This is a genomic window from Flavihumibacter profundi, assembly GCF_020076305.1.
Taxonomy (GTDB): Bacteria; Bacteroidota; Bacteroidia; order Chitinophagales; family Chitinophagaceae; genus Flavihumibacter; species Flavihumibacter profundi.
The window spans coordinates 48,015-61,795 of record NZ_JAIQXE010000002.1 but is presented as its reverse complement, the minus strand read 5'-3'; the positions used below and the strand labels follow the sequence as shown (position 1 = coordinate 61,795).

Annotated in this window: 15 protein-coding genes; 9 read left to right on the top strand and 6 right to left on the bottom strand. The window is 44.6% G+C overall.

Annotated elements, in window-relative coordinates:
* Positions 1-30: 30 nt before the first annotated feature.
* From gcvT to feoB, 7 genes are all read left to right on the top strand, one after another.
* A complete protein-coding gene (gcvT, locus tag LAQ65_RS10025) occupies positions 31-1,116 on the top strand; it encodes a glycine cleavage system aminomethyltransferase GcvT (RefSeq protein ID WP_224116828.1) in 1,086 nt (361 codons plus the stop codon).
* Positions 1,117-1,124: 8 nt separating this feature from the next.
* Entirely contained in the window at positions 1,125-1,703 is a 579-nt protein-coding gene (locus tag LAQ65_RS10020; protein WP_224116827.1) for a pentapeptide repeat-containing protein, read from the top strand.
* A 44-nt stretch (positions 1,704-1,747) separates the two neighbouring features.
* The gene (locus LAQ65_RS10015; protein WP_224116826.1) at positions 1,748-2,752 is read left to right on the top strand and encodes a polysaccharide deacetylase family protein; all 1,005 of its coding nucleotides are present in this window, start codon (positions 1,748-1,750) and stop codon (positions 2,750-2,752) included.
* Between the two features lie 71 nt (positions 2,753-2,823).
* Positions 2,824-3,297 carry an SRPBCC family protein gene (locus LAQ65_RS10010; RefSeq protein ID WP_224116825.1) on the top strand — a complete coding sequence of 158 codons (474 nt, stop codon included), beginning with the start codon at positions 2,824-2,826 and terminating at the stop codon, positions 3,295-3,297.
* 11 nt (positions 3,298-3,308) lie between these two features.
* Complete coding sequence (locus LAQ65_RS10005) at positions 3,309-4,040, top strand: 2-phosphosulfolactate phosphatase (RefSeq protein ID WP_224116824.1); 732 nt, start codon at positions 3,309-3,311, stop codon at positions 4,038-4,040.
* Between the two features lie 29 nt (positions 4,041-4,069).
* The gene (locus LAQ65_RS10000; protein ID WP_224116823.1) at positions 4,070-4,417 is read left to right on the top strand and encodes a hypothetical protein; all 348 of its coding nucleotides are present in this window, start codon (positions 4,070-4,072) and stop codon (positions 4,415-4,417) included.
* A gap of 97 nt (positions 4,418-4,514) precedes the next feature.
* Positions 4,515-6,626: a ferrous iron transport protein B gene (gene feoB, locus LAQ65_RS09995; protein ID WP_224116822.1), complete on the top strand. Its 2,112-nt coding sequence runs from the start codon at positions 4,515-4,517 to the stop codon at positions 6,624-6,626.
* A gap of 5 nt (positions 6,627-6,631) precedes the next feature.
* On the opposite strand, the gene LAQ65_RS09990 is transcribed toward feoB, so the two are convergent.
* The 6 genes from LAQ65_RS09990 to LAQ65_RS09965 all read right to left on the bottom strand — a co-directional run bounded on the left by LAQ65_RS09990 (position 6,632) and on the right by LAQ65_RS09965 (position 12,147).
* Positions 6,632-7,030: an arsenate reductase ArsC gene (locus LAQ65_RS09990; protein WP_224116821.1), complete on the bottom strand. Its 399-nt coding sequence runs from the start codon at positions 7,028-7,030 to the stop codon at positions 6,632-6,634.
* A 134-nt stretch (positions 7,031-7,164) separates the two neighbouring features.
* Positions 7,165-8,016 (bottom strand): arsenite methyltransferase, encoded by an 852-nt coding sequence (locus LAQ65_RS09985; RefSeq protein WP_224116820.1) that lies wholly within the window; start codon positions 8,014-8,016, stop codon positions 7,165-7,167.
* A gap of 15 nt (positions 8,017-8,031) precedes the next feature.
* Positions 8,032-8,367, bottom strand: a complete 336-nt coding sequence (locus tag LAQ65_RS09980; RefSeq protein ID WP_224116819.1) for an ArsR/SmtB family transcription factor — start codon at positions 8,365-8,367, stop codon at positions 8,032-8,034.
* Positions 8,368-8,542: 175 nt separating this feature from the next.
* Entirely contained in the window at positions 8,543-9,454 is a 912-nt protein-coding gene (locus LAQ65_RS09975; protein ID WP_317196995.1) for a DMT family transporter, read from the bottom strand.
* Positions 9,454-11,721 carry a helix-turn-helix domain-containing protein gene (locus LAQ65_RS09970; RefSeq protein ID WP_224116817.1) on the bottom strand — a complete coding sequence of 756 codons (2,268 nt, stop codon included), beginning with the start codon at positions 11,719-11,721 and terminating at the stop codon, positions 9,454-9,456. The genes LAQ65_RS09975 and LAQ65_RS09970 overlap by 1 nt, the downstream gene beginning before the upstream one ends.
* A gap of 75 nt (positions 11,722-11,796) precedes the next feature.
* Entirely contained in the window at positions 11,797-12,147 is a 351-nt protein-coding gene (locus LAQ65_RS09965; RefSeq protein ID WP_224116816.1) for a single-stranded DNA-binding protein, read from the bottom strand.
* Between the two features lie 174 nt (positions 12,148-12,321).
* Between LAQ65_RS09965 and LAQ65_RS09960 the strand changes: the two genes are divergently transcribed.
* Together LAQ65_RS09960 and LAQ65_RS09955 are read left to right on the top strand one after the other, a co-directional pair.
* Positions 12,322-12,699, top strand: a complete 378-nt coding sequence (locus tag LAQ65_RS09960; RefSeq protein ID WP_224116815.1) for a hypothetical protein — start codon at positions 12,322-12,324, stop codon at positions 12,697-12,699.
* Positions 12,700-12,731: 32 nt separating this feature from the next.
* Entirely contained in the window at positions 12,732-13,781 is a 1,050-nt protein-coding gene (locus tag LAQ65_RS09955; protein WP_224116814.1) for a saccharopine dehydrogenase family protein, read from the top strand.

Genomic DNA, 13,781 nt, shown 5'->3' with positions numbered 1-13,781 from the left:
TACTTTTGCCGCCGTAACAATTGCAGCAAAATGAAGAATACCCCCTTTTTCCAAAAGCACACGGCACTTGGTGCAAAAATGGCACCTTTCGCAGGATACAATATGCCTATATCTTATTCCGGTATTAATGATGAACATGCGGCAGTGCGCAACAATGCCGGCGTTTTTGACGTAAGCCATATGGGGGAATTCATCCTGAAAGGCCCAGATGCCCTGGATTTAATTCAACGGATCACTACAAATGATGCATCCAAACTGACTGCAGGAAAAGCACAGTATAGCGCCTTCACCAATGAACAGGGCGGAATCATTGACGACCTGATTGTTTATTGCATTGAAGAAAACAAAGTATATATGCTGGTTGTGAATGCCAGCAATATTGAAAAAGACTGGAACTGGGTTAGACAGCACAATAGCGCTGGTGTGGAAATGCATAATATTTCCGATAAAACCTGCTTGCTGGCCATACAGGGACCGAATGCAACCAAAATCCTGCAACCACTAACGGAAATGGATATCCTTAACCTGAAATATTATACGTTTACCAAGGGAACTTTTGCCGGTGTTGAAAATGTGCTGGTCAGCGCAACGGGCTATACCGGTTCCGGTGGGGTCGAGATCTATTTTGAGGACAGCAATGGTGCGGCAGATAAAATCTGGGAGGCCATATTTGATGCCGGGAAAGCGGCTGGCATAAAACCTATAGGCCTGGGCGCCAGGGATACCCTTCGTCTTGAAATGGGCTATTGCCTCTATGGAAATGACATTGATGATACAACATCACCTTTAGAAGCGGGATTAGGCTGGATTACAAAATTCACTAAGGATTTTACTGCACGGAATATTATTGAAGCCCAGAAAGAAAATGGTGTAAAACGCAAGCTGGTAGGCTTTGAAATGGTCGACAAAGGCATCCCCCGCCATGATTACCTTATTGCTGATGAAGCCGGCAATATAATTGGCAAAGTTACCAGCGGTACCCAGGCGCCTTCCCTGCAAAAAGCAATCGGCCTGGGCTATGTAACTTCCCCCTTTGCCCATCCGGACAGTGAGATTTATATTCAGGTACGCGACAAAAACTTAAAGGCAAAAGTTGTTAAACTACCTTTCCAATAGGCCTGAAAATGGGTAAAAATTATTTTGAGGAAGAACAATTTGATGGCAAAAAAATCCCGGTAAATACACTGGAAAAAGGAAGCTATGAACTTTGTTCCTTCCTTAACTGTGATTTTTCCAACAGGGACCTTTCGCATTTCGAGTTTACTGATTGTGTTTTTGAAGGCTGTAACCTGAGTATGGTTAAAGTGATCAATACTTCCTTTAATGACATCCGGTTTAAAGATTGTAAAATGCTGGGCATTAATTTCGAGCATTGCAACGCGTTCCTGCTCCGGGTCGGCTTCGACCACTGCACATTAAATTTTTCCTCTTTTTATAAAACCGCATTAAAGAAAACGAATTTCAATACCTGTATCCTGCAGGAAGTGGACTTTACAGAAACAGACCTTACCGGGTCAGTTTTCGATAACTGTGACCTGACAGGCGCGAAATTTGAAAACACATTATTAGAAAAGGCTGATTTCCGGACAGCATACCGGTATTCGATTAACCCGGAAATCAACCGCGTGAAAAAAGCAAGGTTTTCCCTGCCTGGAATTATCGGGCTCCTGGAAAAATATGATATCGACATTCAGGCACAATAGTCTCCCTTCTTTCTTTACATTTATTGAAAGATTATAGTATCAACATGAAAACATTATTCACCCTGTTTTCCTGCGTAGTATTTTCCTGCGCAATAGGCCAGGCAGACACAACTTATGCAGAACGCCTTGGATTTCCCAAAGGCGCTAAAGTGATTATTTTTCATGTTGACGATGCCGGCATGAGTTATGATTCTGACCTGGGTGCCTTCAAAGCCCTTACCGATGGTGTTGCTTCCTCAGTAAGCGTAATGATGCCTTGTCCATGGGTGCCCCATTTCGTGGCCTGGCTGAAACAACACCCGAATATTGATGCCGGGCTTCACCTTACCCTTACTTCTGAATGGAAGAATTACAAATGGGGGCCACTGGCAGGTGCTCCGGCGGTACCCGGACTGGTGGATACGGCTACCGGTGCCATGTATGCTGGTGTTGAAGATGTGGTAAAACATGCAAAGCCAGATGAAGTAGGGAAAGAGATGCGGGCACAGGTTAAGAGGGCCTTTCAAATGGGGTTTGTCCCGACCCACCTCGACAGCCATATGGGCACCCTCTTTGCCGATCCAGGCTTTTTGATGCAATACGTTCAATTAGGTATTGAGCTGCAGATACCCGTAATGATGCCGGGCGGCCATGACAAAATTTTATTAAGGGATGACCCGGCCAGGGCTGGAATGCTGCCACAAATTCAAATGATTGGCAAGATGCTTTGGAAAGCGGGTTTACCGGTACTGGATGACCTGCACAACAATAGCTACGACTGGGTAATACCGGAAAGTGCTAAAAAGTCTGACGCGGCATTACAGAAATACGCCGGCCAGCGATATATCAAGGCCCTTGAAGAATGCCAGCCCGGTCTAACCATGATGATTATGCATTGCACCAACCCAACTGAGGTATTCGCCCAGATCAGCGACAGTGGTCCAACCCGTAAAGCAGATATGCTAGGAATTTCTGATCCGGCCGTTCGTAAATACATAAAGGAAAACGGAATCATTATTACCACCTGGCGCGAGGTGATGAAAAGACGGCAACAACTCCAGGGGAAATAATAGTTTGGAACAATTTTCGCATCCATTTCCAGCGATTGCGATTTTGCTATACTAATGAATGCACTGAATCAATGCCAACCATCCACCTAACTACTTTTGTCCAGGCGCCCATGGAACGGGTTTTTGACCTTTCCCGAAGCATTGACCTGCATAAAAAATCCATGGCCCACACCGGGGAGGAAGCTGTTGGTGGAACCACAATGGGACTCATTAATAACCAGGAAACGGTGACCTGGAAAGCAAAACACCTGGGAAAAACAAGGATCCTGAAATCGAAGATCACGGAAATGAAAAAGCCCTTGCTATTTACCGATGAAATGGCCGAAGGCGATTTTCGCAGTATGAAGCACGACCACCATTTTAAGTCCGTAGATAACGGCACATTGATGATCGATTACCTGCATTACGAAATGCCCTATGGTTTTATTGGCCGCCTGGTAGACCAGTTTTACCTGAATAAATACCTCACCCGCTTACTGGAAACGAGGAATAGTGCCATAAAAAAATGCGCTGAAACAGATCAATGGAAACGGTTTATCGGGTAGTTTTACACCCCATGAATACCCAACCCAGTTTACATACATCTATATCCCCGGCTTTATTGCATTTATATGACCTGAGCGACAGTATTGTAGTAATTATTGATGTTTTAAGGGCTACTTCAACCATTACAACGGCATTATACAATGGCGCAACTGCTGTAATACCGGTTGACACAGTTGCCGGGTGTATTGAATTGGGGGAACAGTTGGGGGCTGTAACTGCTGGTGAACGGGATGGTAAAGTGGCAGAAGGCCTAAAACACGGTAATTCTCCATTTGAATACCCGAAGGAATTTATTGAAAATAAAACCCTGGTGCTAACAACCACCAATGGCACCAAATTACTGCATATGGCCCTCAATAATGGGGCCCCTGCTGTTATTACAGGGTCATTCCCTAACCTAAGTGCAGTATCTGATTACCTGGTCAGCGAAAAAAGAAATGTGATTTTAGGCTGTGCTGCCTGGAAAGACCGTTTTAACCTGGAAGATACATTATTTGCCGGCGCTGTTATCTCGCGCATCAAATCGCATTTCCATATCAATTGCGATTCTTCCAAAATGGCCGAAAGCCTTTACCAGGAAGCCAAAAGCGACCTCTTTGGCTTTATGAAGGAAAAACAAGCTTCCCATTATCTCAGGCTGACCGGGTATGGGCTCGATAAAGATATCCGCTACTGCCTTACTGCCGACGGGGCCAATGTGCTGCCGGTATACCGTGATGGTAAACTGGTAAGACACCAGTAAGGGACATATAATCTATAAATTGCAGCAGTATGTATGAACATAAAAAGCAGCCTCTCTTAAGCAGGAGACAGTTCCTTTTCAGGATGTGGTATAACCTGCTCATAAGCATGTGCCTTTTGGCTTTTTCCCTGGTGGTTGGGGTAATTGGCTTTCATTTCCTCAATGAAAGCGGCTGGATTGATTCCCTCCACAATGCAAGTATGCTGCTGGGTGGCATGGGGCCGGTGGTTGAAATGAACAATAATGCCGCCAAGCTCTTTTCTTCGGGCTATGCCCTCTTTTGCGGTATAGTTTTTATCACCAATATTGGCATATTCCTGGCACCGGTCCTTCATCGCATAATACACCGGTTCCATCTCGGGGACGAGGGTAAATAAAGCCTTCAGCCGGTAAAGCTTACACTCTTCCCGATTTCGTAACCAGTATCGTTTTATCCTTGGTATTTTTGCGCCTACTAATAAGATGGCCAAAGGAATGTTTCAAATAGGATTAGTCGGCAACCCCAACAGCGGAAAAAGTTCACTTTTTAATGCCCTGACAGGATTAAACCAAAAGGTTGGCAATTTTCCGGGAGTTACAGTGGACAAAAAAACCGGGCAAAGCATATTGTCAGAGGGTGTATCTGCGTCTATTATTGACCTTCCCGGAACCTATAGCCTTTACCCCCGGAGAAGTGATGAGTGGGTCACTTACATGGTTCTAATGGGACAAGACCGGGAAGTGAAACTGGATATGCTGGTCTTACTGGTTGATGCCAGCAACCTGAAAAGGAACCTGCTCTTTGTTTCCCAGATTATTGACCTTAAAATCCCTGTTGTTGTAGCACTGACAATGATGGACCTCGCCCGCAGTAAGGGGATTGAAATTGATACTGATGGCCTTGAACGGGAGCTGGGTGTTCCAGTGGTTACGGTGAACCCCCGGAAAAACAAAGGTATACCGGCACTTAAAAAAGTGATGGCCGCAACCGCGAAACAACAATACAAGGCGCCACTAAGGGATTTTATACCCAACCGCGACCTGGCCATTAATGCCGTCGACAGGGTAAAAGAAATGGTAGACGGACTAAGTGATTATAAGGCCATTCACTACCTGATTAACCACGAAAGCTTCCATCTTTCGCATGACCTGCAGGAATCGATAGAAAAAGTAGAGACCGAAAACCTGTTTAATCCCACTAAGACACAGGCAGAAGAAATTATGCAACGTTATGTTCGCATAAAGGGGATCATGCAGCAGACTGTTTCAGAACCTGATCCGCTGCAAAAAAGCCTCTTTACCGAAAAACTGGACAACCTGCTGATTCACCGGGTTTGGGGGTACATCATTTTACTGGCGGTACTCTTCCTGCTTTTCCAAAGTGTATTCCTGATTGCACAATACCCCATGGATGCCATCGAATGGAGCTTTGGAAGTTTCGGGTCCTGGTTATCGTCTATCCTGCCTGAAAGCTGGTGGAGTGACCTTTTGATTAATGGCATAGTTGCCGGACTAAGCGGCATATTGGTATTTGTCCCGCAGATTATGATATTATTCGGACTGATTACCATACTGGAAGACACGGGCTATATGGCAAGGATAAGCTTCTTAACAGATAAGCTCATGCGAAAAGTCGGATTGAACGGGAAAAGTGTGATGCCCATGATCAGTGCATTTGCCTGTGCGGTTCCGGCCATCATGAGTGCAAGGAATATAGAAAACAAAAAAGAGCGCCTGCTGACAATACTGGTTACCCCTTTGATGAGTTGCAGTGCGCGATTGCCAGTATTTACCATTTTGATAGCCCTGGTTATCCCTCAGGAAAAAGTCTGGGGCCTGATCAGCTTACAGGGATTGGTAATGATGGGATTGTATTTGCTGGGCATTGTAATGGCCATGCTTGTTTCGTGGGTGGCCAAATGGTTCATCAATATCCAGGAGAAAAGTTTCTTCATCCTGGAATTACCCATGTACAGGGCTCCGCGCTGGAAGAATATTTTTACAACCATGGTTCAAAAGGCGCGGATATTCGTAACTGATGCCGGTAAGGTAATTATGATAATCAGTTTGTTGCTCTGGGCGCTCAGCACTTATGGTCCGGGTGACCGTATAGAGCAGGTAAAGGCAAAATACGCCCTCCTGAAACAGGAACAACCTGCAAGGGAGAAAGAGCTGAACCGGGAAGAAGGCGCAGCGAAACTGGCCAATTCTTACGCCGGTATAATCGGGAAATCCATGGAGCCTGTAATTGCACCGTTAGGCTACGATTGGAAGATTGGTATCGCACTGGTTACATCCTTTGCTGCAAGGGAAGTTTTTGTAGGCACAATGGCTACTTTGTATAGCGTAGGAGATAATGACGACGACAGTGGGATGTTGTTACGGGAAAAAATGCACCAGGCTAAAAAAGCTGATGGTACTGCAGTTTATACATTGGCAACCGGACTATCTTTAATGGTATTTTATGTGCTGGCCATGCAATGCATGAGTACCCTTGCTGTTGTTAAAAGGGAAACCCGAAGTTGGAAATGGCCGGTAATCCAACTTCTCTATATGACTACCCTGGCTTACCTGATGAGCCTGCTGGTTTATAAAATATTCTCCTGAGTTTATCAGCGTAAAGAAACCAACAGGCCCTTAACTTTTTCACGGATATAATCGCGGACCTTGTTGAATTCTGCTGGCTCCATATGTTTCGGATCTGGAATTTGCCAATCAATAAATTGCTTTGCCGGCATCCATGGACAAGCATCGCCACATCCCATAGTTACGACCACATCAAATGGTGCGAAGGCTTTAACTTCATCAAGTGATTTTGAATCGTGAGTAGTAAGGTCATAGCCCAATTCTTTCATCGCTGCAATGGCTTTTGGGTTTACCACACCACTTGGCCGGCTTCCTGCGCTGTAAGCTTCTACATTTTCGCCACCCAGTATTTTTGCAAATGCCTGGCTCATCTGGCTCCTGTTGGCATTCTCGACACAAACGAATAAAAGTTTCTTCTTGTCCATTTTATTACCCTGACTAAAATTATATGATCTTCTTCATGATGCTGTACGATGCCGGGCAAAGTCCATTGAATTCAGCGGATCTTGCAACTGCTTTTCTGATAATTACCTGTTCCATCATTGCCCCCTTTTATAACTTAACAGCATCCCTTTCCAGGTTCGCAGGCTGCCTTTGTATCCACCGGCTTTTGTGCAAAAACGGTGATGCTTTTAATTTTTACAGTCCCTGTTTTATAGGCACTGATTTCAGATGGGGTCAGGTATTGCGCCAGGATATCATCAGGTATCCTGATATCTTTTTCCTTCTGGATCGTGCGATTGGTAAACCCGGTTTGGTCAATGATTTGCAGGTAGTCCTTTTCCTGGATTGCACCTGATACACAACCAGCATAAAGTTCAGCGACTTCTTTCCATTTATCAGGCAGGTTGCCATCTAATACAATGTCAGAAATAGAAAAATGTCCGCCGGGTTTCAATACCCTGTAAATCTCTTTAAATACTGCGGTCTTATTGGGAACCAGGTTCAGTACACAATTACTCACCACCACATCTGCCTTGTTGGCGGTTACAGGCATATGTTCTATATCTCCCAGCCTGAACTCGACATTGTTGAAACCAAGCTGTTCGGCGTTTTCGCGGGCTTTGGCAATCATCTTTTCAGTAAAGTCGATGCCAATTACCTTACCTTTTTCACCAACAGCTGCCCTTGCGATAAAACAATCATTGCCTGCACCGCTGCCCAGGTCAATAACAGTATCGCCTGTTTTTATTTGTGCAAATGCGGTCGGCAATCCGCAACCCAATCCCAGGTCTGCGTTCTTGTGGTAACCCTCCAGCTGCGTATAATCATCTGCCATGATATGGTATACATCTTCACCACAGCAGGAAGTGGCGCCACAGCAGGATGTAGCATTTTGTGCGGCGGACTGTTCCGCGATTTCGCTGTATTTTTCTTTTACGACCGATTTAATAGCCTGATCATTTTGCATGATTATATATTTTAGTTAACAACATTTTTTTGCCTGGTCAATTTGCAGGGATTTGAAAAGGCCGCTAAATTCTGAATTGAATAATTCAAATGCTTCCCAGTTAATGCAGTAGCAACTACGCGGGCCATCGATGGATCCATTGATTAAGCCTGCGTCTTTCAGTTCTTTCAGGTGTTGCGATACGGTGCTTTGTGCAAGAGGGAGTATCTCCACTATTTCCCCGCAGATACACTCGTTTTTTTCAGCCAGTACTTTCAGGATAGCGATGCGGGCCGGATGGGCGATCGCTTTGGCGAAAGCCGCCAGGTCCTGCTCTTTCCGGGAGAATATTTCTTTTTTATGGATGGCCATTTCTTCTAGTTTAAATCCAGCGGGTACTTCAAAATGGATATACTGCTGCGATACCAATATCTTATATCGCAAATATACGATAAAGACTCATTCATCACCAAAAAACTTCCTGCTTTACTTTGTAATTGCCGGGTTAAAGTTCATATTTAACACCCGGTAATCTTTTTGAATAGCTTCAAATGCCGCCCCTTTTGGACCTTTCCTTAAAAACGGAAATCATAATCCCGCTACATATAATGCAAAGTATACCCGCCAGGCTGATTATATCAGGGAAATGGTCACCCATCAATACACCAAGAAATACACTGAATACAATATTGGCATAACTAATGGCCGATACAACACTTGCTTTATCCGATCCATAGGCACGTGTTACAAAATATTGACCAAACAGGGCAAACAATCCCATACCGATGATCCATATCCATTGCCCCCCAACCGGCCATTGCCATTTAATTAACCAGACGCCGTCTGCAGGAAGTCCGGAATAATATTGGATGCATGTAGAAAGCAGGGGAATTATAATTCCGCCCGAAACAAAAGACAACACAATTAAACGGGCATCAAAAAAACTGCTTAACCTGCCTACCGTCAGGTAGGCTATACCTGAACATATCCCCGAAATAAAACCCGCAAAATGAAAATACCAGGGCATGTGTATATTAGGTTGGTAGACTAGCACCATTCCTGCAAATCCTAAAAGGATGGCAATAATTACCGGCTTGCCGGCGTACTCCCTGAATACCAAAAAAGAAAATAAGGCTATCCAGATGGTGGAAGTAAGGTTATAGGTCATCGCCGTGCCCAATGGCATATTAATAACACAATACAATAAAGCATATACTGCTACAGTACCCATAAAGCCACGAAAAACCAGCCAACCGATTTTTCCACCGGTTTTCTTTTGTGGTGGCCTAAGGATTAATCCGGGTACCAATACTAAGGCGCCCATCATGTTGCGCCAAAAAACGAGTTGACCGGCGCTGAAAGTCTCTTTAACCATTTTCGCGGAAGCTCCCATCAGGGAAAAGCCGGCAGCGGCCAAAAGCATATATATAATGCCGCGGTATCTTCGTCCTGGTACCACTAGGTCAATATCGTTTTCCGTGTATATTCCAGATGTGCAAAAACCGCCTTTATTTCCGGGTAGCTGTATCCATCCCCCAATATTTCTTTTATTTGCCCCGAATGCTGCACGCCTTGCGATTGAATAGCTTCTGTTATTTTTTCTATTTTATCTGAATTTACCAACCTGTCAACCGCCAATTCCCCACTTGCAACAAAAGAAACAAGGTGACCCGTAATCGTTGAAATAGCAAGATCCCTTTCTTTGGCAATATCAGGAATGCTTTTCCCGGAAATGTACATGTCAAAACTAGTTCGGTGGCTGTCCCCCTTTTTTGCGGCTTCTTTTTTATTTCCGGTTTTTACCGGTTTTTCTGCATTACCATTAATACCCTTGTCTTTTGACGATATTACAGGCTCAATTTTAGGCTTTTCCGCAATTAATTGCAGGATGCTGCCGGCACTTGAACCCGTATGTAAAGCATTGGTCATTTTTTCTGATTTCCTGATTTGTTCAATCCTCAGTAATAGTACAGATTCAATTGTTTCCAGCTCCTTAATGTATTTTCCTGTTTTGGTTTGCTTTTTCAATGCTTCACTATGTTGCTTCAAGCCTTCCCGCATATGCTGTAATGCATTCGAAAAATAACCGGCTGCAGCACTGGTCCTTTCTACCAGCTGGCTGAAACCAGTGCTATCGCCTAACCGAAAATGAGCTTCAAGATGGTCCATGGTTTTTTTTGCTACCGGCACCAGTTGGTTCACCTGCTGCCGGAATAATAATGCCCATTCCCTGATCTCCACTTTACCGATATTGTTTTTCTTTTCGGATTCTGCCAGCCATTGTTCGGCTAATTCCTGTAACCCTTCAACCTGGAAGGCATTTATTAAAGAGTTCCTGATAAAATCCTGCTGCCCTTTTAACAACTCTGTTTCAAGAATATCCACCCCTTTTTCGAGGTCAGTAAATTGCAAGACCTTCGGATCTGTTTGAATAGCACCGCCACCAATCCTTGACCTTAGTACCAGGCCTTCAATATTTGTGAGCCGGCTAAGCGCCACATACACCTGCCCGGGTGCAAAAGCAGCCCCCGCATCTATAATAGCCTTGTTAAATGTAAGCCCCTGGCTTTTATGAATTGTTATTGCCCAGGCAAGCCGGACAGGATACTGGGTGAAAGTTCCCAGCTCTTCCTCTTCAATGCTGTCTTTTGTTTTATTATACTGGTACCTGATATTCCGCCAGGTTTCCCGTTCCAGTTCGAGTAGTTGTTCTTCGCCGGCAAAACTGACCTGGATGCTTTCCTCACTGATCGCCTGCACAATACCTAACTTACCATTAAAAAACCGGCGCTGTTCACCCTTATCATTTTTAATGAACATCACCTGAGCGCCTTTTTTCAAAACCAGTTCTTCATCTGCCGGAAAAGCTTTTTCTGAAAAGTCGCCAATTATTTCAGCCCTGAAATGAAAGACCTCCTCATTAAGTTGCAACAGTGCCTGCTGGTTGATCTGGTCGGCCCTGGAATTGTGTGTGGTCAATGTAATATATTGATCCCCCGAACCAGGTTGAAACCCATATTGATAACGGCTGTTCAATAACTGCAAATCTTCTGTACCCATACAGTTATTCCTGACTTTATTAAGCAGGTCAATAAATGACTGTTCGTTTTGCCGGTAGATTTTTTTCAGTTCGAGGAAGATTGGTTGTTCAGTTTTTAGTACCTGGGCATCGAAAAAAAACGGACTTGCATATTCTTCCTTTAAAAAACTCCATTCTTTGTCAGAAATAACCGGGGGCAACTGGAATAAATCGCCAATAAACAAGACCTGCACTCCCCCAAAAGCCTGCGAAGGCCTTTTCCTGACATGCCGAAGAATGACGTCAATAGCATCAAGCAAATCAGCACGCAGCATACTTACCTCATCAATCACTAATAATTCGAGCTCACGCATCAACTCACGCTTGGCTTGCGATAAGCGAAGGTTCCTGAGCAGGGTTTGCCGGTTATTAAACAATTGGTCGCCACTGTCTGGTATTATCCCGCCAGGCATATAGGCTCCCAATGGCAACTGGAAAAACGTATGCAGGGTTACACCGCCTGCATTAATAGCGGCTACCCCGGTCGGTGCAACAACTGCCACTTTCTTTGAGCAATGGCTCCTGATATATTTCAGGAAAGTTGTTTTACCTGTTCCTGCTTTACCTGTAAGGAAAATATTCCTGTTGGTATGCTGCACAAATCTGCTGGCCAGTTCAAAATACTTATTCGTTGTATCGGTTTCCATAATCTCCTGTAAAGCTAGGAATAATGAAAGGTATGCCCGCAAAAACGAGCTTTGCAGGCATACCAACCCGGTTTTTCATGCATCTGTTTTACTCCGCTGCTGAAGGCAAACCAATTCAATGACACTGATTTCCGTTACATTTTTCTTAGCGCCATCCTTGTCGATGTAATTGCGGTAAATAAGCTTTCCTTCAACAGAAACCTCAGCCCCCTTTTGCAATTCCTGTTCAGCCTTATCGGCCAGCTTACCCCAGGCAACCATATGGTGCCATTGTGTTTCAGTTACTTTCTCTCCCTGGCTGTTTTGGTAGGTCTCACTTGTTGCTACTGAAAATTTCGCCACTTTGCGGCCAGTCGGCGTTACTTTAATTTCGGGGTCTGATCCCAGGTTACCGACCAGCAGGACCCTGTTCTTGTTTTCACTCATCTTCCTTCTTTTTATTTGTTTATAATATTTGGTGTTCACCCCGGCGCCTGGGGGAACAGTGCAAATATGAAAAAAGCAAAATCCAGCAATCGGCTGCTAAGTGATTTTACCCTGAATTAACCGTTCAAAAACGATTGTAAAGAAATGTTGCCTGTAATACTTTAGCCTAAAAAAATGGCCAGACCAATCATCGCCCGTTATTGTCAATGGTGCGAAAAACAAATCAGGGGAAGATCAGATAAAAAATTTTGTGATGATACCTGTCGCAATGCCTTCAATAACCAGCGAAACATAGGCGAATACAACCTGGTACGGAATATCAACCATGCACTGGTGAGGAACCGGCGTATACTTGCCGATCACCTCAATGGCAATACCCTTATGGCCCGCACCAACAGGGAAAAACTTTTACAAAATGGATTTCAGTTCAAGTATTGCACCCACTTTCAACTTAATGAAAGTGGTGAATTGTTTTATTTCTGTTATGATTACGGATACCAGCCATTGCCACAGGATGGATACCTGGTGATCAGGCAACAAAATAAATTTTAGCAGGCGAAATCCACCTGTAGTAACTTTCAGGTATGTCTGCAAACCTGCTTTTATACGGCGCCAATGGTTACACAGGAAAACTGATTACCGAAACCGCGGCATTATATGGTTTACAACCCATTCTTGCCGGACGGAATAAAGCCGCCATCCAGCAATTGTCTGAGGAGTATAACCTCCCTTACCGGATTGCCGGATTAAATGATCCAGGTGATGTTGATGCACTCCTGGATGATATTGATGTTGTTTTGCATGCTGCAGGACCATTCTCCATCACCTCGAAACCAATGATAGAAGCCTGCATCAGGAACAAAGTGCATTACATCGATATCACCGGTGAAATTCCTGTTTTCGAAATGGCCCGTAAATTCCATGAAGAAGCCCGGGCAGCCGGCATTATGATTATGCCGGGTGCCGGGTTCGACGTGGTGCCTACGGATTGCATGGCCCTTTCACTAAAAGAACAATTGCCCGATGCCACACATCTTGAACTGGCATTCACAAGCCCCGGAGGTGGTATCTCCCATGGTACGGCCACAACCATGGTGCAGTCACTCGGGCAGGATGGCGCCATCAGGCAAAACGGCCTGATTATTTCAAAGCCTATTGGCTATACAACACGGAAGGTGGAATTTGGAAAAAGCCCCATACTGGTAATGAGCATTCCGTGGGGGGATATTTCCACTGCCTATCATACAACAGGTATCCCTAATATCATTACTTATACCGGTATTAATCCAGGCATTTACCGTATCCTGAAATTGCAAAAACTTTTCAATTGGTTTTTACAAACAAATTGGGCCAGGAAAAAAGCCCAGGATTATATTAACAGGAAACCAGCCGGCCCTTCTGCTGAAGAACGCAAAAGAGGGAAAAGCCTCGTTTGGGGTGAAGTATCGAATGCCCGGGGCGAAAGAAAAACCGGCAGGCTCAGTGGTCCGGATGGATATACCCTTACTGCGCACAGCAGCCTGATTATCGCCCGTAAAATATTGGAAGGAAATTTTTGTGCAGGTTACCAGACTCCCGCAGGTTGTTATGGCGCGAACCTTATTCTTGAAATTCCGGGAACAGAAAAATTCTGA